The organism is Streptomyces sp. NPDC057428, assembly GCF_042803195.1.
In the GTDB taxonomy this organism is placed as follows: Bacteria; Actinomycetota; Actinomycetes; order Streptomycetales; family Streptomycetaceae; genus Streptomyces.
Map to the genome: position 1 here is coordinate 53833 of NZ_JBHVCT010000023.1, position 26058 is coordinate 79890.

The window sequence follows — 26058 nt, forward strand, 5'->3', positions numbered from 1 at the left end:
GTCAGCGTCACCGACGGACCGGCTTTCGCGTACCCGGCCCGTATCAGGCAGCGGCCGGCAGCGCCGGACGCAGCGGCCACGCCGGGTCCACCGTCTCGGGTGTGCCGCTCTTCTCGAACCACGCCTGCAGACCCCGCGCCTGCGCCGCGTGCCACACCGCCTGCAGCGAGTGGACCTCGGCCGCCGACAGCCGCTCCAGCCGGGTCGAGAACCGCCGCCCCACCGCCCGCACCAGCTCCAGCGACGCCGCAGCGTCGGCGGCCGCGTCGTGCGCCCCGTCGAGCGTCACCCCGTACAGCTCGCACAGGTCCGTCAAGGTGCGGCGGCCCTTGCGGTAGCGGTCCAGATGCTTGTCCAGAACCCGCGGATCCAGCACGCACAGGGGCGCGTTGCCCAGATAGCCGGCCAGCGAGGAGGCGCGGTGGCGTCTCAGTTCCCGGTCCAGCAGCGTCAGATCGAACGGCGCGTTCATCACGACCAGCGGCCGGCCCGTCGCGCACTGCTCGGCCAGGGACCGGGCTATCTCCTCGACCACCGGTGCGGGCCACCGGCCGTTGCGCTGCAGATGGTCGTCGGTCAGCCCGTGGATCTCGGTGGCGCCGGGCGGCACCGGGATCCCCGGATTGACCAGCCAGCGGGTGACGCGCAGCCGCCCGCCGGCCGTGTCCTGGACGACCAGGGAGGCCGAGACGATCCGGTCCTCCTCGACGTCCACGCCTGTCGTCTCGGTGTCAAAAGCCGCCAGCGGCCCCTCGAACCAATGCATCATCCCCGAACTCCTCGCACCGGCTTGGCAGATGGCGGGATTCCTCCGCCCGATTCGGTGATACCCGCGCCCTATGCCTGATACGCCGTTTACGGGGCCTCTCCTGCGGTGACAACACAAGTGACGGGAAAGGAAGTTGACCAGCCCGCCAGCGGAGACCGGGCAACCGGTCGGCACAGCCCGGAAGGCACGGAGCCATGGCGCTCGCGCAGCCGAACCCAGGGAGTCCCGCCCGCACCGAGGACCACGGGGGTAAACCACCGCCGCAACGGAACGCACCACCGCTGCGCGGCACACTCGCCACCACCGCCTGCATGGAGACCCTCCAGGTGGGTTACCTCCACGCCGTGGCCGCCGCGGCGGGCTGCTCGCTCTCGCAGCCCTTCCCCGACAACGGCATCGACTGGCACGTCAGCCACGGCGCGCCCGACCACACCGTCGACGACGAAGTGACCGTCAAGGTGCAGCTGAAGTGCACCTACCAGATCCCCCCGCACCCGCCGGGCGCCGCCTTCTCCTTCACCCTGGACAACGCGCACCTGGTGAAACTGGCGCGCACGCCCGTGTCGGTGCACAAGATCCTGGTCGTGATGCTCGTCCCCCGCAGCCAGGACGACTGGCTGCGGGCCGGGCACGAACGGCTCGACCTGCGCCACTGCTGCTACTGGACGAATCTGGCCGGCCACCCGGTGACGGGCCGGCACCGGACCACTGTGCGCATCCCGACCACGCGGATCTTCGACGACCGCGCACTCTGCGAGATCATGGCCCGGGTCGGGGCGGGAGGGAGACCCTGATGCACCGGTCGATGGACGAGCCCACCGGAGGAGCACCCCCGGCGGGCACACGAGCCCACCCGTACGCCGACGACCCGGACACCCGCACCCGCACCGACGAGCCCGGCCAACGGCCGTACGCCGACCCGGACCCCGGGCAGGGGCCGGACCCCGCACGTGTCGACCCCGCGGTCCTGGGCACCCTCCTGCTGCGGCACGGATGGCAGCGGCGCGGAGGCGCTCAGGGACGCTACGGCCGGTGGACCCCGCCCGGCCCGGCGGCCTCCGGCACGAGCCTTCTCGTCCCGGACACCACCGGTTTCCCCGACAGCGAGGACCTGCTCGCCGAAGCACTCACCGCCCTCAGCCGCAGCGCCGACCCGTCGGCCCGGGACATCCTGGTCGCGCTCACCGTGCCCAGCGACGAGATCCGCTGGTGGCGTGAGGTGCCCGAAGGGACCGCGGGCGCCGCCGACTGGACCGGCGCGGACCAACTGCGCACGGCGGCATGGCAGATACTGCTCGCCGGGGCGCTCGCCGTGCGCGGCAGGGCCGGCTACCACGGCGCACGCCACCGCAGGAAGGCGCGGGCAGCGCTCGACGGCACCCTCGTCGGTCCCGCCCCCGGAGGCCGCGGCCTCACCGCGTTCGTGCCAGTGGCGGGAGGACGGGACGTCGCCGTCCAGCTGTACGCGGCACTGCACGCCACCCGGGAGGCGGTCGACTACCAGCGGGCCACCGGCGGGATGGAGGCCTTCGACGCGGCCGTGGCCGCCGGGGTCAGCCGTGAGCTGACCGAGGCGGTCGTGGCGTTGGTCAGAGGAGCCGAAGGCGCCGGGATCACCCTGGCCTGGGCCCCCGCCGCCGGAACCCCGGAGGGCTGCCCCGCGAGCCCCGGGCCCGTCGAGTTCTCACCGGGCGACCTCCCCGCGCTCCGCCTGGCGGGGGTCCGCTACCTCCGCGACGAGCCCGCCGTTCCCGTGCGGATCACCGGAGCCGTCGTCCGGCTGCGGCGCTCGGGACCGCGCGGGCCCGGTGTCGTGCGCCTGCGGGTGCTGGCGGGGGCCGAGGTCGCGCACGTACGGATCGAACTCGACGAGGAGGCCTACCGGATCGCGGGCCACGCCCATCTGGTCGGACTGCCGCTGCGGGTGGAGGGCAGACTGGAGAACCGGGGCGGATTCCGCCGTCTTACGGGCGCCTCGCAGGTCGCGCCGGTGCAGGTGGACGAAGCGGAGCGGGACCGGCTGATGAAGTCGCTCCACGAGAACGTCGACTTCTTCGAGGAAGCCTGCTCGGGGGACGAGGGGTAGAGCCGGGTATCCCTTTCGCGCCGAGGGCCCCCGGCTCGGTACGATCGCTCTTGCGCGCGCAGAGGAAAGCGACGCACCCCCTCAGTCAGGAGAGACCGGTGTCAGACGTCCGTGTGATCATCCAACGCGATTCCGAGCGGGAAGAGCACGTGGTGACGACGGGCACGACGGCCGCCGAACTCTTCCCCGGGCAGCGCACCGTCGTCGCCGCACGGGTCGACGGCGAGCTCCGGGACCTGGCGTACGAGCTCAAGGACGGCGAGGTCATCGAGCCCGTCGAGATCTCCTCCGAGGACGGCCTCGACATCCTGCGGCACTCCACCGCACACGTGATGGCGCAGGCCGTGCAGGAGCTGCACCCCGAGGCCAAGCTGGGCATCGGCCCGCCGGTCAAGGACGGCTTCTACTACGACTTCGACGTCGAGAAGCCGTTCACGCCCGAGGACCTCAAGGCCATCGAGAAGAAGATGCAGGAGATCCAGAAGCGGGGGCAGCGTTTCTCCCGCCGGGTCGTCAGCGACGAGGCCGCCCGCGAGGAGCTCGCGGACGAGCCCTACAAGCTGGAGCTCATCGGCATCAAGGGCTCCGCGTCCTCCGACGACGGCGCGGACGTCGAGGTGGGCGGCGCCGAGCTGACCATCTACGACAACATCGACGCGAAGACCGGCGAGCTGTGCTGGAAGGACCTGTGCCGTGGTCCTCACCTGCCCACCACCCGGTTCATCCCCGCGTTCAAGCTGATGCGCAACGCCGCGGCGTACTGGCGCGGCAGCGAGAAGAACCCCATGCTCCAGCGCATCTACGGCACTGCCTGGCCTACCAAGGACGAGCTCAAGGCGCACCTGGAGTTCCTGGAGGAGGCCGCAAAGCGCGACCACCGCAAGCTCGGCAACGAGCTGGACCTCTTCTCCTTCCCCGACGAGATCGGTCCCGGCCTCGCCGTCTTCCACCCCAAGGGCGGCGTGATCCGCCGGGCCATGGAGGACTACTCGCGGCGGCGCCACGAGGAGGAGGGCTACGAGTTCGTCTACAGCCCCCACGCGACCAAGGGCAAGCTCTTCGAGAAGTCCGGCCACCTGGACTGGTACGCCGACGGCATGTACCCGCCCATGCAGCTCGACGACGGGGTGGACTACTACCTCAAGCCGATGAACTGCCCGATGCACAACCTGATCTTCGACGCGCGCGGCCGCTCGTACCGTGAGCTCCCGCTGCGCCTCTTCGAGTTCGGCACGGTGTACCGCTACGAGAAGTCGGGTGTCGTCCACGGGCTGACCCGCTCGCGCGGCTTCACCCAGGACGACGCGCACATCTACTGCACCCGCGAGCAGATGGCCGAGGAGCTGGACCGGACGCTCACCTTCGTCCTGAACCTCCTGCGCGACTACGGCCTGACGGACTTCTACCTGGAGCTCTCCACCAAGGACCCGGAGAAGTACGTCGGCTCGGACGAGACCTGGGCGGAGGCCACCGAGACCCTGCGGCAGGTCGCCGAGAAGCAGGGCCTCCCGCTGGTCCCGGACCCGGGCGGCGCCGCGTTCTACGGCCCGAAGATCTCGGTGCAGTGCAAGGACGCCATCGGCCGGACCTGGCAGATGTCGACCGTGCAGCTCGACTTCAACCTGCCGGAGCGCTTCGACCTGGAGTACACCGGCCCGGATGGCACCAAGCAGCGTCCGGTCATGATCCACCGTGCGCTGTTCGGTTCCATCGAGCGCTTCTTCGCGGTGCTGCTCGAGCACTACGCCGGTGCCTTCCCGGTCTGGCTCGCCCCGGTCCAGGCTGTCGGCATCCCGATCGGCGACGCCCACATCCCCTACCTCCAGGAGTTCGCCGCCAAGGCGCGCAAGCAGGGGCTGCGGGTCGACGTGGACTCCTCGTCCGACCGCATGCAGAAGAAGATCCGCAACCAGCAGAAGGCCAAGGTGCCCTTCATGATCATCGCGGGCGACGAGGACATGGCCAACGGCGCCGTCTCCTTCCGCTACCGCGACGGTTCGCAGGAGAACGGCATCCCGGTCGACGAGGCCATCGCGAAGATCGCGAAGGCCGTAGAGGACCGCGTCCAGGTCTGATCCGCGCCGTGACAGGGGCCCCCTGGGAACGCTAGACGTCCCCCGGGGGCTCCTTCTCGTCCTCCCGCCTGAAAACCTGAAGCAGCCACGACGAGAACGACCCCGTCACCGCGCCCAGCAGCGCCAGCCCGCACGCCATGAGGCCCGCGGCGATGATCCGGCCCACAGGTGTGACCGGGACGGCGTCCCCGTACCCCACCGTCGTCAGCGTGGTGCACGCCCACCACGCCGAGTCCCCGAACGTGCGGATCGAGGTGCCGGGCGCGCCGCGCTCCTGCTGGTACACGGCCAGCGCGGCCGAGAAACCGAGCAGCACCGCCGTGACACCCGCATACGCCATCACCCGGGCGTAGAGGCTGAGCCGGGGCCGGTCCCGGCGGGTCTGCACCGCTGTGTAGAGCCGGACCACGCGCAGCGGGCGCAGCAGAGGAAGCAGCAGGACCACCGTGTCCAGCCCGTGGGTGGGCACGAAGCGGGGGCCGAGGCCACTGAGGTGGAGCCTCACGCCGTAGTCCACGACGAAGAGCGCCCAGGTGGCGCAGACGAGGGTGAGGCCGAGGTCGCGCCAGAGCCGCGCGTCGTGGTCGGTCAGGACGAAGAGCGCGTATCCGGCGAGAAAGAGGAGCGACGCGAGGAGGAGCGGAACCTCGGCGTACAGCTCCCATCTGCGGAGCCTGTCGGGTACGGGGCCGGTGGGGAGGTCGCTCATGGCGTCAGCATCGCGGTCCGCGCGCGGGAGCGGCCCCGGCGACACGCTCGACGGGAGTGACGCAATATGCTGACCGGCATGACGAGTGAGCCGGAGCACCAGATCGGAGTGGGGACGCCAGACGCGTTCCAGCGCCTGTGGACGCCCCACCGGATGGCCTACATCCAGGGTGAGAACAAGCCCAGCGGCCCAGGGTCGGGGGACGGCTGTCCGTTCTGCGTGATCCCGTCGAAGTCGGACGAGGACGGGCTCGTCGTCGCCCGCGGCGAGAAGGTGTACGCCGTGCTCAATCTCTACCCCTACAACGGCGGCCACCTCATGGTGGTGCCGTACCGGCACGTCGCCGACTACACGGAGCTGGACGGTGCGGAGACGGCCGAGCTGGCCGACTTCACGAAGCGGGCGATGGTCGCGCTGCGGGCGGCCTCGGGCGCGCACGGCTTCAACATCGGGATGAACCAGGGCGAGGCCGCCGGTGCGGGCATCGCCGCCCACCTCCATCAGCACGTGGTGCCCCGCTGGGGCGGGGACACCAACTTCATGCCTGTCGTCGGGCACACCAAGGTGCTGCCGCAGCTGCTCGGGGACACCCGGACGATGCTGGCCGGCGTGTGGCCGGCCGAGCTCCCGTCCGGCTGAGCACCGCCGTCGCCAGGCGCCCCTGAGGAGCTCACGCGTCGTAGACGTCGGCCTTCTTCGGGGCGGCGTCCTGGACGATCCCGCTGAGGATCATGGAGCGGTTGTCGAAGCGTTCGGTCGCGACGCCGTGTTCCTTCAGGACCCGCTTCGCGGCGGAGTGCACGACGCGCAGAACGGGGGTGGCCGCGCGCATGGCGTCGTCGGCCATGAAGCGGTGGCCCCACGGCTTCGCGGCCCATGCGTGGCGCAGGCCGAAGGGCTCGGGCAGGACGATCTTGCCGCCCAGGTAGTCGAGCAGCGGCGGATACCAGGTGAGCGGGGCGCGCAGGGCGAGCCTGACCACCTCGTCCGCCTTGACGAGCGGGAGCGCGACCTTCCGGGTCTCCCAGAAGCGGACGGCCTTCTTGACCGTCTTGGTCGGCGCCTCCGGCTTGCTGAGGAAGAGCGAGTGGACGGGGCCCAGGGCGTGCCCCGTGACCTCGATCCGCAGGGTCTCGTGCAGCACCGTGACGGTGATCAGCATCGTGATCACGAGCTGGCCGTCCCACAGGGTGAACTGGACGCCCAGGTAGTGGCGGTCGCCGCTGCCGAACTGCTGATGGTTGCAGATCCGCTGTATCTCGTGGGGCTTGACCTGGAAGGTGGCGACGTCCTCGCCCGAGGGCCGGGACACGGTGTCCGCGTTCTCGCCGACGGGGGAGACGACCCAGTGCTTGACGGACGGGGTGGGGAAGCCGCCGGTGTTCAGCGGGCCGCGCTCCAGCAGCTTCAGCTGGTCGTGGATGGCGCGTACGACGTCCCAGCTGCGGAACTGGTGGATCTCCTTGGCGGGATCCTCGGGGGCGAGGTCCTCGGCGAGCTGCCAGCTCCCCCAGCGGGTGCCCATGCCGAGGATGCCCTTGGGGCCCGCGTAGAAGATCGCGTTCGACTGCTGCTCGGCGCTCAGCTTCTCCAGCCCCTGCCGCAGGGCCTCGCGTGCGGTCTCGTTGGGGTTCTTGGGTGCGGCCTCCGGGATCTTCGCGCTGACGCCTGCACCGGAGAGGAGCCCTCCCCAGCGGGCGCGCAGATCCCGTACTGAGGACTCCGCGATCCGCTTGGCCAGCAGCCAGCCGATCAACGGGGCGACGGCCGAGGCACGCAGATAGAGCGCCGGCAGCCCGGTGAGCGGCATGGCGATCAGGAAGACGGCCGCGAGGCCGCCGAACACGACGAGCAGGATGCCGCCGAGGGTCTTGAAGAACGTGTCCTTGGACTTGTTGAGGTAGTCGCGCAGCCGGAAGGCGAGGACCCAGAACAGCAGACCGGGCAGGAAGACGATGCCGAAGAACGCGGTGATCATGGTCAGCCTGGTGTCCCGCGCCTTTCGCAGCCGGGTCGCCGACAGGCAGTGCTCTACGACGGTCTGAGGGTCGGTGCCGAAGGACTGGATGAGCGCCGCACGGCCGCCGCCGAGCATGCGCTCCTGCACGGCCCTGGAGAACGCCTCGCCCAGATTAGGCTTGAAGTAGTCGGACTTGAACAGCTTGGACTCGCCCGCCTTCACCTCGGACTTGTGCCACTCGCTGTTGGCCTTGAGGATCTCCTTCACATCGCTGTCGCGGTACGCGGCGGAGGCGAGGGCGTTGGTCGCCACCGCCTGCCCACCCGAACCCTGAAGCGGAATCTGCGCTCCAGGAGAGAAATCGAATCCGTCGTTGGCCACTGTCGCCCCCACTCGCCCGCACGGCCTGCTCCTGCGGCTGTTCCCAACTACCGGCCTTCGCACACCTTCTGAGCTGGGATCACAGCATATCGACCGGACGGGGCGGGCGCCCGCAGATGGTACGGAGGGCGGCGGGAAGGCGTCGTATCCAGTCAGCTAGTGCCCGTTCGCACCGTTTTCCTGCGCTTCGCGGATGCGGTCGGCGAGTTGTGGGGGCATGGGCTCGTGCCGGGCGTACGCCCGGTCGAACCGGCCGGTGCCGTGCGTCAGCGAGCGGAGATCGACGGTGTAGCCGCCGATCTCGATCTCCGGCGCCTCGGCCCGCACGAGGGTGCGCCCCCCGGTCGCCTGCTCGGTGCCGACGACGCGGCCTCGCCTGCCCGAGAGGTCGCCCATGACCGCTCCCACGTAGTCGTCGGGGACCATGACGGCCATCCGCGCGACGGGTTCGAGGAGCTCGACGCGGGCGTCGGCAGCGGCTTCGCGCAACGCCGACGCGCCCGCGGCCTGGAAGGCGGCGTCGGAGGAGTCGACCGAGTGCGACTTCCCGTCGAGCAGGGTGACACGCACGTCCACCAGAGGCTGCCCGGCGGCGACCCCGCGGGCGGCCTGGGCGCGCACCCCCTTCTCCACGGAGGCGACGAACTGCCGGGGCACCGAACCGCCGGCCACCTTGTCGACGAACACGATCCCCGTACCCGGCGCCAGTGGCTCCACCTCGATCTCGCAGACGGCGTACTGGCCGTGGCCACCCGACTGCTTGACGTGCCGTCCGCGCCCCCCGGCGCGTGCGGCGAACGTCTCGCGGAGCGGGACCCGGTGGGGCTCCGCGTCGACCTGTACGCCGTACCTGCTGCGCAGGCGTTCCAGCGCGACCTCCGTGTGGGCCTCGCCCATGCACCACAGCACCACCTGGTGGGTGTCCTGGTTCCGTTCCAGGCGCATGGTGGGATCCTCGGCGACGAGGCGGGCCAGGCCCTGCGAGAGCTTGTCCTCGTCGGCCTTGCCGTGGGCCCGCACCGCCAACGGCAGCAGCGGATCGGGCATGCTCCACGGTTCCATCAGCAGCGGATCGCCGGTGGCCGAGAGCGTGTCGCCGGTCTCCGCCCCGGTCAGCTTGGACACGCAGGCCAGGTCTCCCGCGACGCAGCTGTCCAGGGGACGCTGCTGCTTCCCGAAGGGAGCCGTGAGGGCACCGACGCGTACGTCGGCCTCGTGGTGGGGGCTCGAGCCGCCCGCGGGACCGGTGAGACCGTGCCCGCTCACGTGCACGGTCTCGTCGGGGCGCAGGGTGCCGGAGAACACGCGGACGAGGGAGACCCGGCCCACGTAGGGGTCGGAAGCCGTCTTCACGACCTCGGCGACCAGAGGCGCCCCCGGATCGCAGACAGGAGCGGGGCGGACGGTGCCGTCCGGACCGGTTACAGCGGGCATCACGCGCTCCGACGGCGCGGGGAACCCGGCGGTGATCAGATCCAGGAGCTCGACCGTGCCGATCCCCTGGCGGGCGCCCGGGGCGGCTGGCGCCGCGGCGAGCACGGGGTGGAAGGACCCACTCGCCACGGCACGTTCCAGGTCGCGGACGAGCGTCCCGGTGCCGATCTCGCCGCCGCCCAGGTAGCGGTCCATCAGGGTCTCGTCCTCGCTCTCAGCGATGATCCCCTCGATGAGCCGGTCGCGGGCCCGCAGGAGCGGTGCCCGCCGGTCGCCGTCGGGCGGCCTCTCACGCCGCTCCCCCGAGGAGTAGTCGAAGATCCGCCCGGTGAGGAGCCCGGTGAGCCCGGTGAGCGGGGCGTGCCCGTCCGGGCCCTCGGGACCCTGCACCGGCAGGTACAGGGGGAGTACGGCGTCGGGGTCGTCTCCCACGAGGGCACGGCCGCAGACCCGTGTCATCTCGTCGAACGGGGTTCGCGCGGTGTCCAGGTGCGTGATGACGACGGCCCTCGGCATCCCGACCGCGGCGCACTCCTCCCAGACAGCGCGGGTCGTGCCTGGCACGGCGTCGGCCTCCTGGGCGGCCGAGACCACGAAGAGGGCCGCGTCCGCCGCCCGCAGACCGGCCCTCAGCTCCCCGACGAAATCGGCGTGGCCGGGGGTGTCCAGAAGATTGACCCGACAGCCGCCCCACTCGACCGGCACCAGCGAGAGCTGTACGGAACGCCCTCTGCGCCGCTCGATCTCGTCGTGGTCGGAGACGGTGGCGCCGTCCTCGACCCGGCCGGCCCGGTTGACGGCTCCGGCCGTCAGGGCGAGTGCCTCGACCAGGGTGGTCTTTCCCGAGCCGCTGTGGCCGACCAGCACGACGTTCCGCACGGAATCGGGCCGGTCGGCCGCCGTCGCCCTGCCGGCGGCTCCGGGGTGCGTGTGTGTCCTGTCGCCCATGACGCGTGCCTCCCGATCGGCGGCGCGATACCGCGAGAACTGGGGAGCGGACGACCGGAGGCCGACGCGGCGGTCTCGGCGACGCCCGCGGTCATTCGAGCTTCGCACCCGTGGCGGACCCCGTCCATCCGTCGGGTACGGCGCGGCCGGACATACGGGAGACCCGACGTGACGGGGTGCCCCGCCGTTGACCGGCACGGCTGGTGACTACGATGGTGCGGCCGGTGGCCGAAGTGGCCATGCGGTGCCCACCGAACCTCGGGAAGGCCATGCTGAACAAGTACGCGCGTGCATTTTTTACGCGTGTCCTCACACCGTTCGCCGCTCTGCTGCTCCGCCTCGGGGTCAGCCCCGACGCGGTCACACTCGTCGGCACGGCCGGAGTGATGGCAGGTGCGCTGGTCTTCTTCCCGATGGGGGAGTTCTTCTGGGGCACGATCGTGATCACGGTCTTCGTCTTCTCCGACCTGGTCGACGGCAACATGGCCCGCCAGGCCGGGATCTCCAGCCGGTGGGGCGCGTTCCTCGACTCGACGCTCGACCGGGTGGCGGACGGGGCGATCTTCGCCGGGTTCGCGCTCTGGTACGCGGGCGACGGTGACGACAACGTGATGTGCGCGGTCGCGATCTTCTGCCTGGCCAGCGGTCAGGTGGTCTCCTACACGAAGGCCCGGGGCGAGTCGATCGGGCTGCCGGTCGCGGTGAACGGTCTGGTGGAGCGCGCCGAGCGGCTGGTGATCTCGCTGGTCGCGGCCGGCCTCGCCGGGCTGCACGCCTTCGGGGTCCCGGGGATCCAGATCCTGCTGCCGATCGCGCTGTGGGCCGTCGCCGTGGGCAGCATGGTGACGCTGGTCCAGCGTGTGGTGACAGTGCGCAGGGAGTCTGCCGAGGCGGACGCCGCGGCGGCCGCCGTCCAGGGCGGGCCCGCCGGACCCGGGAGCGGGACCGCGCAGTGACCGGCACCGCATCCGACATGAGGGAGCGACTGACCGACGGGCTCTACGGTCTCGGCTGGGGCGCCGTCAAGAAGCTTCCCGAACCGGCCGCCACCGCACTCTTCCGGACCCTGGCCGACCAGGTGTGGGAACGGCGCGGGAAGTCCGTCCTGCGCCTGGAGTCGAACCTCGCGAGGGTGGTTCCCGACGCGGACGCCGCCAGGCTCGCCGAGCTCTCGAAGGCCGGCATGCGCTCGTACATGCGCTACTGGATGGAGTCCTTCCGGCTGCCGACCTGGAGTCCGCAGCGGATCAAGGAGTCCATCGACGTCCACGATGCCCACCGGCTGACGGAGGCCCTGGACGCGGGCCGGGGCGTCGTACTCGCGCTGCCGCACCTGGGGAACTGGGACCTGGCGGGGGCGTGGGTCACCACAGACCTCAAGGTGCCGTTCACGACGGTGGCCGAGCGGCTCAAGCCGGAGACCCTCTACGACCGGTTCGTGGCCTACCGCCAGGGGCTGGGCATGGAGGTCCTCCCCCACGAGGGCGGCGCCGCCTTCGGCACCCTGGCGCGCCGGCTCCGCTCCGGCGGCCTGGTCTGCCTGGTCGCCGACCGGGACCTGTCGGCATCCGGCGTCGAGGTCGACTTCTTCGGCGACACCGCGCGCATGCCCGCCGGACCCGCCCTGCTGGCCCAGCAGACGGGCGCGCTGCTGCTTCCCGTCACCCTCTGGTACGACGGCACCCCGGTGATGCGGGCACGTGTGCACCCGCCGGTCGCCGTACCGGAGTCGGGTACCCGCGCGGAGAAGACGTCCGTCATGACACAGGCGCTGGCCGACGTCTTCGCCGCCGGTATCGCCGAGCATCCGCAGGACTGGCACATGCTCCAGCGGCTCTGGCTCTCCGATCTGGGACCCCAGGGGGAAACGCCGTGAAGATCGGCATCGTCTGCCCGTACTCCTGGGACGTCCCGGGCGGTGTGCAGTTCCACATCCGGGACCTCGCCGAGCACCTGATCCGCCTCGGACACGACGTCTCGGTGCTGGCCCCCGCCGACGACGACACCCCGCTGCCGCCGTACGTCGTCTCCGCGGGCCGGGCGGTACCCGTCCCGTACAACGGCTCGGTCGCCCGGCTCAACTTCGGCTTCCTCTCCGCCGCACGGGTCCGGCGCTGGCTGAACGAGGGCACCTTCGACGTCATCCACATCCACGAGCCCACCTCGCCGTCGCTGGGGCTGCTCACCTGCTGGGCGGCGCGGGGACCGATCGTGGCCACGTTCCACACGTCCAACCCGCGCTCCCGCGCCATGATCGCGGCGTATCCGATCCTGCAGCCGGCCCTGGAGAAGATCAGCGCCCGCATCGCGGTGAGCGAGTACGCCCGGCGCACCCTGGTCGAGCACCTCGGCGGTGACGCGGTGGTCATCCCCAACGGCGTCGACGTCGACTTCTTCGCCGGAGCCGAGCCGAAGGCCGAGTGGCAGGGCGGCACGCTCGGCTTCATAGGGCGGATCGACGAGCCCCGCAAGGGCCTGCCCGTCCTCATGAAGGCACTCCCGGCGATCCTCGCCGCCCGCCCGGAGACCCGGCTGCTGGTCGCCGGACGCGGGGACGAGGAGGAGGCCGTCGCCTCGCTGCCGAAGGAGCTGCGCGGCCGCGTCGAATTCCTCGGCATGGTGAGTGACGAGGACAAGGCACGGCTGCTGCGCAGTGTCGACGTCTACGTCGCCCCGAACACCGGCGGCGAGAGCTTCGGCATCATCCTCGTCGAGGCGCTCTCGGCGGGGGCGCCCGTACTGGCCAGCGACCTCGACGCCTTCGCCCAGGTCCTCGACCAGGGCGCCGCGGGCGACCTGTTCGCCAACGAGGACGCGGACGCTCTGGCGTCGGCGGCGATCCGGCTCCTCGGCGACCCGGAACGACGTGCCGGGCTCCGGGAGCGCGGCAGCGCGCACGTGCGCCGCTTCGACTGGACCACGGTGGGCGCGGACATCCTGTCCGTGTACGAGACGGTCACGGACGGCTCCGCGGCGGTGGACACCGACGAGCGCTCGGGGCTGCGTGCGCGGTTCGGTCTCGCCAGGGACTGAGACGAGGTCGTGAGGCGGGTACCGGCCGGAACCAGCGGCCGCCGCCGACGGTAGCCTTGCCGCCTGTGATCGAAATCCTCATCTGGACCGTCGTCGCACTCGTCGCGATCGGCCTTTACCTGAGCTGGACCGCCGGGCGGCTCGACCGGCTCCACGCCCGCATCGACGCGGCACGCGCGGCGCTGGACGCCCAGCTGCTGCGCCGCGCCTCGGTCACCCAGGAGCTGGCCACGGCCGGTGTCCTGGACCCCGCGGCGTCCATCGTGCTGTACGAGGCCGCGCACGCGGCCCGGCAGGCGGCGGAGGAGCAGCGCGAGGTCGCCGAGAGCGAGCTGAGTACCGCCCTGCGCGCCGTGTTCGGCGAGTCCGTGCAGGTCGAGGCGGTGAAGGAGTTCCCGGGCGGCGAGGACGCGGCGAGGGAACTGGGCGCCGCCGTGCGCCGGGTACCGATGGCGCGCAGGTTCCACAACGACTCCGTGCGCGCCGCCCGCGCACTGCGCAGGCACCGGACGGTGAGACTGTTCAGGCTCGCCGGCCACGCGCCCTTCCCGCTGGCCTTCGAGATGGACGACGAGCCGCCGGTCGCTCTGGCGGACCGCCCGGGAAGCTGAGGGGCGGACGGAACGATCCACGCGCTCCTCATTGGCCCTTGCTGTGGACCGGTCCCGGAGCGTTTGCTCAAGGGTGTAGGAACCCCAGTCTTTCACCCCAGTGAGGTCGATCCGTGTCCACGCTTCCCAGCACCCCGCAGTCCGCCGAGACCCCCGCCACCGGCACCGCCCGCGTCAAGCGCGGCATGGCCGAGCAGCTCAAGGGCGGCGTGATCATGGACGTCGTCGACGCCGAGCAGGCGAAGATCGCCGAGGACGCGGGCGCCGTGGCCGTCATGGCCCTGGAGCGGGTGCCCGCCGACATCCGCAAGGACGGCGGCGTGGCCCGGATGTCCGACCCCAACATGATCGAAGAGATCATCGGGGCCGTCTCCATCCCCGTCATGGCCAAGTCCCGCATCGGCCACTTCGTCGAGGCCCAGGTGCTCCAGTCCCTCGGCGTCGACTACATCGACGAGTCCGAGGTCCTCACCCCGGCCGACGAGGTCAACCACAGCGACAAGTTCGCCTTCACCACCCCCTTCGTCTGCGGCGCCACCAACCTGGGCGAGGCCCTGCGACGCATCGCCGAGGGTGCGGCGATGATCCGCTCCAAGGGCGAGGCCGGCACCGGCAACGTCGTCGAGGCGGTCCGCCACCTGCGCCAGATCAAGAACGAGATCGCCCGGCTGCGCGGCTTCGACAACAACGAGCTGTACGCCGCCGCCAAGGACCTGCGCGCCCCGTACGAGCTGGTCAAGGAGGTCGCCGAGCTCGGCAAGCTGCCCGTCGTCCTGTTCTCCGCGGGCGGTGTCGCCACCCCCGCGGACGCGGCCCTGATGCGTCAGCTCGGTGCCGAGGGCGTCTTCGTCGGCTCCGGCATCTTCAAGTCCGGCGACCCGGCCAAGCGTGCCGCCGCCATCGTGAAGGCCACCACCTTCTACGACGACCCGAAGGTCATCGCGGACGCGTCGCGCAACCTCGGTGAGGCCATGGTCGGCATCAACTGCGACACGCTGCCCGAGGCCGAGCGCTACGCCAACCGTGGCTGGTAAGCACCGATGGACGACACTCCTGTCATCGGAGTCCTGGCTCTGCAGGGCGACGTACGGGAACACCTGACGGCTCTGGCCATGGCGGACGCCCTGGCCAGGCCGGTCCGGCGGCCCGAGGAGCTCGCCGAGGTCGACGGGCTCGTCATACCCGGTGGCGAGTCCACCACCATGTCCAAGCTCGCCGTCCTCTTCGGCATGATGGAACCCCTGCGCGAGCGGGTCGCGGCCGGGATGCCGGTGTACGGGACCTGCGCCGGGATGATCCTGCTCGCCGACAAGATCCTCGACCCGCGCTCGGGCCAGGAGACCGTCGGCGGCATCGAGATGATCGTGCGCCGTAACGCTTTCGGGCGGCAGAACGAGTCCTTCGAGGCGGCCGTCGAGGTCGACGGAGTGCCCGGCGGGCCGGTCGACGGTGTCTTCATCCGGGCCCCCTGGGTGGAGTCCGTGGGCGCCGGCGCCCAGGTCCTCGCGATGCACGGTGGCCATATCGTGGCCGTACGCCAGGGAAACGCCCTGGCGACGTCGTTCCACCCGGAACTGACCGGGGACCATCGCCTGCACGCGTTCTTCACCGACATGGTGCGCGCCATGGGCTGATGCGATCCCGGTAGGATCTCTCGGGTTCGGATCGATTTTGGTGACGCGAAGGAGAAGGCAGATGTCCGGCCACTCTAAATGGGCTACGACGAAGCACAAGAAGGCCGTGATCGACGCCAAGCGCGGCAAGCTCTTCGCGAAGATGATCAAGAACATCGAGGTCGCGGCCCGCACGGGCGGCGCCGACGTGTCCGGTAACCCGACCCTTTTCGACGCCATTCAGAAGGCCAAGAAGAGCTCGGTCCCGAACAAGAACATCGACTCGGCGGTCAAGCGCGGTGCCGGCCTCGAGGCCGGTGGCGCCGACTACGAGACGATCATGTACGAAGGCTACGGCCCCAACGGCGTCGCGGTGCTCATCGAGTGCCTCACCGACAACCGCAACCGCGCCGCGTCCGACGTCCGTGTCGCGATGACCCGCAACGGCGGCTCGATGGCGGACCCGGGCTCGGTCTCGTACCTGTTCAACCGCAAGGGCGTCGTGATCGTCCCCAAGGCCGGACTGTCCGAGGACGACGTCCTCGGAGCGGTGCTCGACGCGGGAGCCGAGGAGGTCAACGACCTCGGCGACACGTTCGAGGTGCTCAGCGAGGCCACCGACATGGTCGCGGTCCGCACCGCGCTCCAGGACGCCGGCATCGACTACGACTCGGCCGAGGCCAACTTCGTCCCGACCATGCAGGTCGAGCTCGACGAAGAGGGCGCCCGCAAGATCTTCAAGCTGATCGACGCGTTGGAGGACAGCGACGACGTGCAGAACGTCTTCGCCAACTTCGACGTCTCCGACGAGGTCATGGAGAAGGTCGACGCCTGAGGGCGGTGAGACGCGGTACGCCGACGGGCCGACGGGACACACCCCGTCGGCCCGTCGCATTGTCGGTGCGACCCGATAGCCTGCGGGAACAGGTGACCGAGCGGCGGAGGGGGCCCTCAGATGCGGGTGTTGGGCGTGGACCCGGGGCTGACCCGGTGCGGTGTCGGAGTCGTCGAGGGCGTCGTCGGCGGGCCGCTCTCCATGATCGGCGTCGGCGTCGTGCGCACCCTCGCCGACGCGGAGCTCGGTCACCGGCTGGTCGGCATCGAGCGGGGCATCGAGGCGTGGCTCGACGAGCACCGGCCCGATGCCGTGGCCGTGGAGCGGGTGTTCAGCCAGCACAACGTCCGTACGGTCATGGGCACCGCCCAGGCCAGCGCGGTCGCCATGCTGTGCGCCTCCCGCCGCGGCATCCCCGTCGCCCTGCACACCCCCAGCGAGGTCAAGGCGGCCGTCACGGGATCGGGACGCGCCGACAAGGCGCAGGTCGGATCCATGGTGACCCGTCTGCTGCGGCTCGACGCGCCCCCGAAGCCCGCGGACGCCGCCGACGCGCTCGCCCTCGCCATCTGCCACATCTGGCGCGCACCCGCGCAGAACCGACTGCAGCAGGCCGTCGCCGCCCATCGCACGCTGAAAGGCCGCACCGCATGATCGCCTTCGTCTCCGGCCCGGTGGCCGCCCTCGCTCCGACCACGGCCGTGATCGAGGTCGGCGGCATCGGCATGGCCATCCAGTGCGCCCCCGGCACCCTCGCGGGCCTGCGGATCGGGCAGGAGGCCAAGCTGGCCACCTCCCTCGTCGTACGCGAGGACTCCCTCACGCTCTACGGCTTCGCCGACGACGACGAGCGGCAGGTCTTCGAACTCCTCCAGACCGCCAGCGGTGTCGGTCCCCGGCTCGCCCAGGCCATGCTCGCCACCCACAGCCCGGACGCTCTGCGCATCGCCGTCGCCACCGGGGACGAGAAGGCCCTCACCGCGGTGTCCGGCATCGGCAAGAAGGGTGCGCAGAAGCTCCTCCTGGAGCTCAAGGACCGTCTGGGCGAGCCGGTCGGCGCACACATCGGGCAGCAGGGTGTCGGCGCCGCCGTGAGTTCCTCCTGGCGAGACCAGCTCCAGGCCGCCCTGATCGGCCTCGGCTACGCGACCCGCGAGGCGGACGAGGCGGTGACCGCCGTGGCGCCGCAGGCCGAGGCCGCGATCGCGGGTGGAGGCCAGGCCCCCGTGCCCCAGCTGCTCCGTGCCGCCCTGCAGACGCTCAACCGCGCACGCTGACCCCGGGGGCGCCGACGCGCCCCCTACACCGGCCGGGACACCGCACGGACCGGTACCGAAACACCCGAGGCGGGACTGACGAGATGAACTGGGACGAGACCGGGCCCGACACCGGCGACCTCACCGACGAGCGGCTGGACGACCGCCTGGTCGCCGCCGGGGCGGACGGCGAGGACACCGCGGTCGAAGCCGCCCTGCGCCCGAAGGACCTCCATGAATTCGTCGGCCAGGAAAAGGTCCGCGAACAGCTCGACCTGGTCCTCAAGGCGGCCCGCGCGCGCGGGGCCACGGCCGACCACGTCCTGCTCTCCGGCGCCCCCGGTCTCGGGAAGACCACCCTTTCCATGATCATCGCAGCGGAGATGGGCGCCCCGATCCGTATCACGTCGGGCCCGGCGATCCAGCACGCGGGTGATCTCGCCGCGATCCTCTCCTCCCTCCAGGAGGGTGAAGTCCTCTTCCTCGACGAGATCCACCGCATGTCGCGGCCCGCCGAGGAGATGCTCTACATGGCGATGGAGGACTTCAGGGTCGACGTGATCGTCGGCAAGGGCCCCGGCGCCACGGCCATCCCGCTGGAACTGCCGCCGTTCACCCTGGTCGGGGCCACCACCAGGGCCGGACTGCTGCCGCCCCCGCTCCGCGACCGCTTCGGTTTCACCGGCCACATGGAGTTCTACGCCCCCACCGAACTGGAGCGGGTGATCCACCGGTCGGCCGGCCTCCTGGACGTAGCCATAGACACGGCAGGCGCTGCCGAGATCGCCGGACGCTCCCGGGGCACACCCCGTATCGCCAACCGCCTGCTGCGCCGCGTCCGGGACTACGCCCAGGTCAAGGCCGAGGGGAAGATCGACCGGGACATCGCGGCCGCCGCACTGCGGGTGTACGAGGTCGACGCCCGGGGCCTCGACCGCCTGGACCGTGCGGTGCTCGGCGCCCTGCTGAAGCTCTTCGGCGGGGGCCCCGTCGGACTCTCCACACTCGCGGTGGCCGTGGGGGAGGAGCGCGAGACGGTCGAGGAGGTCGCCGAACCGTTCCTCGTGCGGGAGGGACTGCTCGCCAGGACACCCCGGGGCAGGGTCGCCACCCCCGCGGCGTGGGCGCACCTCGGACTCGTGCCTCCGCAGCACGGCGTAAAGGGACAACAGGGCCTGTTCGGGGCGTGACAGCTCACGGGTTGGCCAACAGGGGAACCGCGGTGCGATGCTGGACGTTGTTCCAACGATGCGGACTCGCTTAGACTCCGCCGATGCCGCCCGTACAGGTCGGTGTACCCACCCCCGTAGACCAGGCCGCGTGAACCCAGCGTGGTCGTGCGAAGGAAGTTCCGTCCCGTGAGTCTCGTGACACTCCTCCCCTTCATCGTGCTCATCGGGGCCATGTTCCTGATGACCCGGTCCGCCAAGAAGAAGCAGCAGGCGGCTGCGCAGATGCGCACCGAAATGCAGCCCGGTACCGGCGTCCGGACGATCGGGGGCATGTATGCCACCGTCAAGGAGATCCAGGACGACACGGTTCTCCTCGAGGTCGCGCCCGGCGTTCACGCTGTCTACGCCAAGAACTCCATCGGTGCTGTTCTGGACGACGCGGAGTACAACCGCATCGTCCACGGCGACGATTCCGACAGCACGCTCGTGCCCGACGACGCCTCCTCGCTCACCGAAGGTGAGTCCACGGACGCGGCCGACGACGTCGCGAAGATCGACCTGGGCAAGAAGGCCGAGGACGAGACCGTGGCGAAGAACGCCAAGGGTGCAGAGGCCAAGGACGCCAAGGCCGACGGCGAGAGCGACGCCAAGTAGTTCCACGACCCACAGACGCCGGGCACCCTCGGGTGCCCGGCGTCTCACGGGCCGTGCGGTCTTCTGCGGGGGCGGGTCCTCACAACACTTCGTGGCCGCTCGGGCGCGTACCCGGCGCGGGGCGGTTGGACAGGGAGAAACAAAAAGGTGGCAGCACCGAAGAAAGGCCGGGGCTCAACCGGTGGACAGGGCAGGCCGGGCCGTGCCCTGGCTCTGATCCTGATTGCCATGGTCGCCCTGACCGGCGGGATTTTCCTGTCCGGTCACACCACGCCCCGGCTCGGTATCGACCTGGCCGGCGGTACATCGATCACGCTCAAGGCGAAGAGCCAGCCCGGCAAGCCTGACGCGATCAACGAGACCAACATGAACACCGCGGTCACCATCATCGAACGCCGTGTCAATGGTCTGGGTGTCTCCGAGGCCGAGGTTCAGACCCAGGGCGCATCGAACATCATCGTCAACATCCCCAAGGGGACGAACTCGAAGCAGGCCCGGGAGCAGGTCGGCACGACCGCCCAGCTCTACTTCCGGCCCGTGCTGACGGTCACGGGCGGTACACCGACCCCGGAGGGCTCCGCGAGCCCGTCCGCGACCGGTTCGGCGAAGCCGAGCGCCAAGGCGACGGAGCCGGAGCCCGCGTCGGGCTCGAAGGCGACCCCCTCGGACGGCGCCACCACCCAGGGCCGTGCCGTCACCGACGCCCTGAAGAAGGACGCGACGCCGACCCCCAAGGCCAGCACCTCCGGTGCGGCGGAGGCCTCGAAGAGCCCTGCGGCGACCGAGGCCCCCGACCCCGCCACCGCAGCGCTCCAGAAGAAGTTCACGGAGCTTGACTGCACCGACAAGAAGGCCCGCGCTGCCGCCGGTGACGGCGTCAAGCCCGAGGACCCCACGGTCGCGTGCAGCTCCGAGGGCGACGCCAAGTACCTCCTCGGCCCGGCCGAGGTCTCCGGTACGGACGTCGACGACGCCAAGGCCCAGTTCGACCAGCAGCGCGGCATCTGGCTCGTGTCGATGGACTTCACCGACAAGGGCTCCAAGAAGTTCCAGACGATCACGAAGAAGCTGTCCGCCCAGCAGTCCCCGCAGAACCAGTTCGCGATCTCCCTCGACGGTGAGGTCGTCTCCGCGCCCCAGGTGAACGAGACGCTCAGCGGAAGCGCCGAGATCTCCGGCAGCTTCACCCAGCAGTCCGCGGAGGACCTGGCCAACGTCCTCTCCTACGGTGCGCTGCCGCTGTCCTTCAGCGAGGACACGGTCACCACCGTCACCGCCGCACTCGGCGGCGAGCAGCTGCAGGCCGGCCTCATCGCCGGTGCCATCGGTCTGGCCCTGGTCGTCATCTACCTGGTGGCCTACTACCGAGGCCTGGCACTCATCGCGCTCCTCAGCCTCCTGGCCTCCGGCATCCTGACGTACACGATCATGGCGCTGCTCGGCCCGGCCATCGGCTTCGCGCTGAACCTCCCGGCCGTCTGCGGCGCGATCGTGGCGATCGGTATCACCGCGGACTCGTTCATCGTCTACTTCGAACGCATCCGTGACGAGATCCGGGAGGGCCGTACGCTCCGTCCGGCCGTCGAGCGCGCCTGGCCCCGGGCCCGCCGCACCATCCTGGTGTCCGACTTCGTGTCGTTCCTCGCCGCGGCCGTTCTCTTCCTCGTCACCGTCGGCAAGGTGCAGGGCTTCGCGTTCACGCTCGGCCTCACGACCGTGCTCGACGTGGTCGTGGTGTTCCTCTTCACCAAGCCCGTCATGACCCTGATGGCCCGCACGAAGTTCTTCGGCAGCGGTCACCCGTGGTCCGGCCTGGACCCGCAGCGGCTCGGCGCCAAGCCGCCGCTGCGCCGTTCGCGCCGCGTCAACGCCCCTACCGACCCGAAGGAGGCGTGAGATGTCGCGACTCGGCGATCTCGGCGCCCGGCTCTACCGTGGCGAGGTCGGATACGACTTCATCGGCAAGCGCAAGATCTGGTACGGCGTATCGATCCTGATCACCATCACGGCCATCGTCGGCCTGGCGGTCAGCGGTCTCAACCTGGGCATCGAGTTCAAGGGCGGTGCCGTCTTCACCACGGACACCAAGGCCAAGATCTCGGTCTCCCAGGTCCGTGAGGAGGCGGTCGCCGCCTCCGGCCACGAGGCGATCGTCCAGGAGCTCGGCAACGGCGGGCTCCGGATCCAGATCACCGAGGTCGACACCGCCAAGGCCGACCAGATCAAGACCCAGCTCTCCGAGGACCTCGGCATCCCCGAGGCGAAGATCAACGCGGACCTGGTCGGCCCCAGCTGGGGCGAGCAGATCGCGAACAAGGCCTGGACCGGCCTCGGGATCTTCATGGTCCTCGTGGTGGTCTACCTGGCCATCGCCTTCGAGTGGCGCATGGCGGTCGCGGCCCTGGTCGCGCTGATCCACGACATCACGATCACGGTCGGCGTGTACGCCCTCGTCGGCTTCGAGGTCACCCCGGGCACCGTGATCGGTCTGCTCACCATCCTCGGTTACTCCCTCTACGACACGGTCGTCGTCTTCGACAGCCTCAAGGAGGGCACGAAGGGGATCACCAAGCAGACCCGCTGGACCTACAGCGAGATCGCCAACCGGTCCATCAACGGCACGCTGGTGCGTTCCATCAACACCACCGTCGTCGCACTGCTCCCCGTCGCCGGTCTGCTGTTCATCGGCGGCGGTGTCCTGGGCGCGGGGACGCTGAACGACATCTCGCTGTCGCTGTTCGTCGGCCTGGCCGCCGGCGCGTACTCCTCGATCTTCATCGCCACTCCGCTGGTCGCCGACCTGAAGGAACGCGAGCCGCAGATAAAGGCACTGAAGAAGCGCATCCTCGCCAAGCGTGCCGCTGCCGCGGCCAAGGGCGAGTCCGCCGAGGACGGGCGCGACGATCTGGCACAGGACTCCGACGGGGACACCGAGCCCGCGGGCGCGGTCGTCGGCCAGCGCAGGCAGGCCGGAGGCCATGGCCGGAGTCCCAGGAACCGCCGGTGACGAGCGTGACCGACGCGACCAGGGAGCTGCTGCTCAGCCGGATCCGTGACGTACCGGACTATCCGAAGCCCGGAGTGCTGTTCAAGGACATCACCCCGTTGCTCGCGGACCCGGTCGCTTTCGCCGCCCTCACGGAGTTCTTCGCGGAACTGTGCACGCTGCACGGAGCCACCAAGATCGTCGGACTCGAGGCCCGGGGGTTCATCCTGGCCGCGCCGGTCGCCGTCCGGTCCGGGATCGGGTTCGTGCCCGTGCGCAAGGCGGGGAAGCTGCCCGGCGCCACTCTCGGGCAGGCGTACGAGCTGGAGTACGGCACGGCGGAGATCGAGATCCACGCCGAGGACCTGACCGCCCACGACCGGGTCATGGTCATCGACGACGTCCTCGCCACCGGCGGCACTGCGGAGGCCTCGCTGGAGCTCATCCGGCGGGCCGGTGCGCAGGTCGCCGGGGTCTCGGTGCTGATGGAGCTCGGCTTCCTCTCGGGCCGTGCCCGGCTCGAGACCGGACTGCGCGGTGCCCCGCTGGAGGCTCTGATCACCCTCTGACCTGCACTGTGCCGTGACAACACGGGTGTGGAGACGTACAGGACGGGTACCCGGGAACATCCGGGTACCCGTCCCGCGTTGTCAGGGGTTCACCGTCCCCGGGCGAGGACCTGCCCAGGGGTCGTTACCATGGGCTTTCCGGTAGCCCGGATCCGCACGAGGAGCGCTCTTGCCAGACGAGGCCCAGCCAGTCGCCGCCCCGCAGCCCGAAAAGCCCGCGGAGGCCTCAGCCACGCCCGGGAAGGCGAAGCCCGACCGGGTGGGCGACTCCGGGTCCACGGGCGAGCACGCGCAGGGTCCCGCCGCTACCGCAGCCGACCGGACGCCCGCCGCTCCGGCCAAGCCGACGCCGCCTCCGGGCACCAAGGCCGCCGCGCCCCCGGCGAAGCCCGCCGGGGAGACCGGCTCCTTGGCGCCCGCACCGGCCGTCAAGCCTCCCGCGCCCACGTTCCCGGCGCCCGCTCCCGCCGCGAAGCCCCCGGCCAAGCCCGCCAATACCCCGCCGGCGGCCACCGGCCGGTCGGGAGGCTCCTCCAACCGGGTCAGGGCGCGGCTCGCCCGACTGGGCGTACAGCGATCCAGCCCGTACAACCCGGTCCTCGAACCCCTTCTGCGTACGGTCCGGGGCAACGACCCCAAGATCGAGTCCGCCACCCTGCGGCAGATCGAGCGCGCCTACCAGGTCGCGGAGCGCTGGCACCGCGGCCAGAAGCGCAAGAGCGGCGACCCCTACATCACCCACCCGCTCGCCGTCACCACCATCCTCGCCGAGCTGGGCATGGACCCGGCGACCCTGATGGCCGGGCTGCTGCACGACACCGTCGAGGACACCGAGTACGGCCTCGACACCCTGCGCAAGGACTTCGGCGAGCAGGTCGCCCTGCTCGTCGACGGCGTCACCAAGCTCGACAAGGTCAAGTTCGGCGAGGCCGCGCAGGCCGAGACCGTGCGCAAGATGGTCGTCGCCATGGCCAAGGACCCCCGGGTCCTGGTCATCAAGCTCGCCGACCGGCTGCACAACATGCGCACCATGCGCTATCTCAAGCGGGAGAAGCAGGAGAAGAAGGCCCGCGAGACCCTCGAGATCTACGCGCCGCTGGCCCACCGCCTGGGCATGAACACCATCAAGTGGGAACTGGAGGACCTCGCCTTCGCGATCCTCTACCCCAAGATGTACGACGAGATCGTCCGCCTCGTCGCCGAGCGCGCGCCCAAGCGTGACGAGTACCTCGCCATAGTGACCGACGAGGTGCAGGCCGATTTGCGGGCCGCTCGCATCAAGGCCACCGTCACCGGCCGCCCGAAGCACTACTACAGCGTCTACCAGAAGATGATCGTGCGAGGCCGCGACTTCGCCGAGATCTACGACCTGGTGGGCATCCGCGTCCTCGTCGACACCGTCCGCGACTGCTACGCGGCGCTCGGCACCGTCCACGCCCGGTGGAATCCGGTGCCCGGGCGGTTCAAGGACTACATCGCGATGCCGAAGTTCAACATGTACCAGTCGCTGCACACCACGGTGATCGGTCCCAGCGGCAAGCCCGTCGAGCTCCAGATCCGCACGTTCGACATGCACCGCCGCGCCGAGTACGGCATCGCGGCGCACTGGAAGTACAAGCAGGAGGCCGTCGCGGGCGCCTCCAAGGTGCGTACCGACGTGCCCAGGAACACGGGCGGCCGGGGCCAGGACACCGTCAACGACATGGCATGGCTGCGCCAGCTCCTGGACTGGCAGAAGGAGACCGAGGACCCCAGCGAGTTCCTGGAGTCCCTGCGGTTCGACCTGTCGCGCAACGAGGTGTTCGTCTTCACGCCGAAGGGCGACGTGATAGCGCTGCCCGCCGGTGCGACGCCGGTCGACTTCGCGTACGCGGTTCACACGGAGGTCGGGCACCGGACCATAGGGGCACGGGTCAACGGGCGGCTCGTACCGCTGGAGTCGACGCTCGACAACGGTGACCTCGTGGAGGTCTTCACGTCGAAGGCCGCCGGCGCCGGGCCCTCGCGCGACTGGCTCCAGTTCGTCAAGTCGCCCCGGGCACGCAACAAGATCCGCGCCTGGTTCTCCAAGGAACGTCGCGACGAGGCGATCGAGCACGGCAAGGACGCCATCGCGCGGGCGATGCGCAAGCAGAACCTGCCGATCCAGCGGATCCTGACCGGCGACTCCCTCGTCACGCTCGCGCACGAGATGCGCTATCCAGACATCTCTTCGCTGTACGCGGCCATCGGTGAGGGTCATGTCGCCGCGGCGGGCGTCGTCCAGAAGCTCGTCCAGGCACTGGGCGGTGAGGACGCGGCCAACGAGGACCTGGCGGAGAGCTCCCCGCCCTCGCACGGTCGCAACAAGCGCCGCGCCAAGGCGGATCCGGGTGTGGTCGTCAAGGGCGTCGATGACGTCTGGGTCAAGCTGGCCCGTTGCTGCACGCCCGTTCCCGGCGACCCGATCATCGGGTTCGTCACGCGGGGCAGTGGCGTCTCCGTCCACCGGGCGGACTGCGTCAACGTCGACTCGCTCTCGCAGCAGCCGGAGCGGATCCTCGACGTCGAGTGGGCGCCCACCCAGTCGTCGGTCTTCCTCGTCGCCATCCAGGTCGAGGCGCTGGACCGCTCGCGACTGCTCTCCGACGTCACGCGTGTCCTGTCCGACCAGCACGTGAACATCCTGTCGGCGGCGGTACAGACGTCCCGCGACCGGGTGGCCACCTCACGCTTCACCTTCGAGATGGGCGACCCGAAGCACCTGGGACACGTCCTGAAGGCCGTGCGGGGCGTGGAGGGCGTCTACGACGTCTACCGGGTCACCTCGGCGCGACGCCCGTAGCGGGCAGCCGCAGGGCGCCCACGGCGGGCGGGTGAGACGCGGGGGGGGCGGCGGGGGGCCGGCGCCCCCCCCCCCCGCGGGGGGGCCGGGCCCCCGGGGGGAGTTAAAAAAAGAACCGGCCGCCCGAGGGAATGAGTGTTTTA

At 70.5% G+C, this 26058-nt stretch carries 23 protein-coding genes; 19 read left to right on the top strand and 4 right to left on the bottom strand.

The window, feature by feature from the left end; all coding sequences use genetic code 11:
• Positions 1–43: 43 nt before the first annotated feature.
• The gene (locus ACFU5K_RS12325) at positions 44–769 is read right to left on the bottom strand and encodes a 3'-5' exonuclease (RefSeq protein ID WP_384059665.1); all 726 of its coding nucleotides are present in this window, start codon (positions 767–769) and stop codon (positions 44–46) included.
• 194 nt (positions 770–963) lie between these two features.
• On the opposite strand from ACFU5K_RS12325, the gene ACFU5K_RS12330 reads away from it, so the two are divergent.
• From ACFU5K_RS12330 to thrS, 3 genes are all read left to right on the top strand, one after another.
• The gene (locus ACFU5K_RS12330; protein WP_384059667.1) at positions 964–1563 is read left to right on the top strand and encodes a DUF4365 domain-containing protein; all 600 of its coding nucleotides are present in this window, start codon (positions 964–966) and stop codon (positions 1561–1563) included.
• Positions 1563–2855, top strand: coding sequence for a hypothetical protein (locus tag ACFU5K_RS12335; protein ID WP_384059670.1), 1293 nt, complete (start codon positions 1563–1565; stop codon positions 2853–2855). The genes ACFU5K_RS12330 and ACFU5K_RS12335 overlap by 1 nt, the downstream gene beginning before the upstream one ends.
• Positions 2856–2953: 98 nt before the next feature.
• Positions 2954–4930 (top strand): threonine--tRNA ligase, encoded by a 1977-nt coding sequence (gene thrS / locus ACFU5K_RS12340; RefSeq protein WP_384059673.1) that lies wholly within the window; start codon positions 2954–2956, stop codon positions 4928–4930.
• Between the two features lie 31 nt (positions 4931–4961).
• Here thrS and ACFU5K_RS12345 read toward each other — a convergent pair whose 3' ends face one another.
• A complete protein-coding gene (locus tag ACFU5K_RS12345) occupies positions 4962–5639 on the bottom strand; it encodes a potassium channel family protein (RefSeq protein ID WP_384059676.1) in 678 nt (225 codons plus the stop codon).
• A 66-nt stretch (positions 5640–5705) separates the two neighbouring features.
• Here ACFU5K_RS12345 and ACFU5K_RS12350 point away from each other — a divergent pair, with 66 nt between their 5' ends.
• Positions 5706–6278 carry an HIT family protein gene (locus tag ACFU5K_RS12350; RefSeq protein ID WP_384059679.1) on the top strand — a complete coding sequence of 191 codons (573 nt, stop codon included), beginning with the start codon at positions 5706–5708 and terminating at the stop codon, positions 6276–6278.
• A gap of 31 nt (positions 6279–6309) precedes the next feature.
• On the opposite strand, the gene ACFU5K_RS12355 is transcribed toward ACFU5K_RS12350, so the two are convergent.
• Together ACFU5K_RS12355 and ACFU5K_RS12360 are read right to left on the bottom strand one after the other, a co-directional pair.
• A complete protein-coding gene (locus tag ACFU5K_RS12355; protein ID WP_384059681.1) occupies positions 6310–7980 on the bottom strand; it encodes a hypothetical protein in 1671 nt (556 codons plus the stop codon).
• 156 nt (positions 7981–8136) lie between these two features.
• Positions 8137–10362, bottom strand: a complete 2226-nt coding sequence (locus tag ACFU5K_RS12360) for an elongation factor G-like protein EF-G2 (RefSeq protein WP_384059683.1) — start codon at positions 10360–10362, stop codon at positions 8137–8139.
• 269 nt (positions 10363–10631) lie between these two features.
• Between ACFU5K_RS12360 and pgsA the strand changes: the two genes are divergently transcribed.
• The 15 genes from pgsA to ACFU5K_RS12435 all read left to right on the top strand — a co-directional run bounded on the left by pgsA (position 10632) and on the right by ACFU5K_RS12435 (position 25915).
• Complete coding sequence (gene pgsA / locus ACFU5K_RS12365; protein WP_384059727.1) at positions 10632–11318, top strand: phosphatidylinositol phosphate synthase; 687 nt, start codon at positions 10632–10634, stop codon at positions 11316–11318.
• A gap of 17 nt (positions 11319–11335) precedes the next feature.
• Positions 11336–12238, top strand: a complete 903-nt coding sequence (locus tag ACFU5K_RS12370) for a phosphatidylinositol mannoside acyltransferase (protein WP_384059685.1) — start codon at positions 11336–11338, stop codon at positions 12236–12238.
• Positions 12235–13395 carry a glycosyltransferase family 4 protein gene (locus tag ACFU5K_RS12375; protein WP_384059687.1) on the top strand — a complete coding sequence of 387 codons (1161 nt, stop codon included), beginning with the start codon at positions 12235–12237 and terminating at the stop codon, positions 13393–13395. Before ACFU5K_RS12370 ends, ACFU5K_RS12375 begins: the two co-directional genes overlap by 4 nt.
• A 65-nt stretch (positions 13396–13460) precedes the next feature.
• Positions 13461–14006, top strand: a complete 546-nt coding sequence (locus ACFU5K_RS12380) for a hypothetical protein (protein ID WP_384059689.1) — start codon at positions 13461–13463, stop codon at positions 14004–14006.
• Positions 14007–14119: 113 nt separating this feature from the next.
• Positions 14120–15040: a pyridoxal 5'-phosphate synthase lyase subunit PdxS gene (gene pdxS / locus ACFU5K_RS12385; RefSeq protein ID WP_384059692.1), complete on the top strand. Its 921-nt coding sequence runs from the start codon at positions 14120–14122 to the stop codon at positions 15038–15040.
• Positions 15041–15046: 6 nt separating this feature from the next.
• Positions 15047–15640 carry a pyridoxal 5'-phosphate synthase glutaminase subunit PdxT gene (gene pdxT, locus ACFU5K_RS12390; RefSeq protein ID WP_384059694.1) on the top strand — a complete coding sequence of 198 codons (594 nt, stop codon included), beginning with the start codon at positions 15047–15049 and terminating at the stop codon, positions 15638–15640.
• Positions 15641–15701: 61 nt separating this feature from the next.
• Entirely contained in the window at positions 15702–16454 is a 753-nt protein-coding gene (locus ACFU5K_RS12395) for a YebC/PmpR family DNA-binding transcriptional regulator (protein WP_384059696.1), read from the top strand.
• A 120-nt stretch (positions 16455–16574) separates the two neighbouring features.
• Positions 16575–17108 carry a crossover junction endodeoxyribonuclease RuvC gene (gene ruvC, locus ACFU5K_RS12400; protein ID WP_384059699.1) on the top strand — a complete coding sequence of 178 codons (534 nt, stop codon included), beginning with the start codon at positions 16575–16577 and terminating at the stop codon, positions 17106–17108.
• Entirely contained in the window at positions 17105–17731 is a 627-nt protein-coding gene (ruvA, locus tag ACFU5K_RS12405; protein WP_384059702.1) for a Holliday junction branch migration protein RuvA, read from the top strand. The genes ruvC and ruvA overlap by 4 nt, the downstream gene beginning before the upstream one ends.
• 83 nt (positions 17732–17814) lie before the next feature.
• Positions 17815–18900: a Holliday junction branch migration DNA helicase RuvB gene (gene ruvB / locus ACFU5K_RS12410; RefSeq protein ID WP_384059705.1), complete on the top strand. Its 1086-nt coding sequence runs from the start codon at positions 17815–17817 to the stop codon at positions 18898–18900.
• 168 nt (positions 18901–19068) lie between these two features.
• A complete protein-coding gene (yajC, locus tag ACFU5K_RS12415) occupies positions 19069–19536 on the top strand; it encodes a preprotein translocase subunit YajC (RefSeq protein WP_384059707.1) in 468 nt (155 codons plus the stop codon).
• A 147-nt stretch (positions 19537–19683) separates the two neighbouring features.
• Complete coding sequence (secD, locus tag ACFU5K_RS12420) at positions 19684–21432, top strand: protein translocase subunit SecD (RefSeq protein ID WP_384059711.1); 1749 nt, start codon at positions 19684–19686, stop codon at positions 21430–21432.
• Between the two features lies 1 nt (position 21433).
• Positions 21434–22543 carry a protein translocase subunit SecF gene (gene secF, locus ACFU5K_RS12425; RefSeq protein ID WP_384059713.1) on the top strand — a complete coding sequence of 370 codons (1110 nt, stop codon included), beginning with the start codon at positions 21434–21436 and terminating at the stop codon, positions 22541–22543.
• Positions 22540–23091: an adenine phosphoribosyltransferase gene (locus ACFU5K_RS12430; RefSeq protein WP_384059716.1), complete on the top strand. Its 552-nt coding sequence runs from the start codon at positions 22540–22542 to the stop codon at positions 23089–23091. Before secF ends, ACFU5K_RS12430 begins: the two co-directional genes overlap by 4 nt.
• Before the next feature lie 169 nt (positions 23092–23260).
• Positions 23261–25915 (top strand): RelA/SpoT family protein, encoded by a 2655-nt coding sequence (locus ACFU5K_RS12435; RefSeq protein WP_384059719.1) that lies wholly within the window; start codon positions 23261–23263, stop codon positions 25913–25915.
• Positions 25916–26058: the final 143 nt, after the last annotated feature.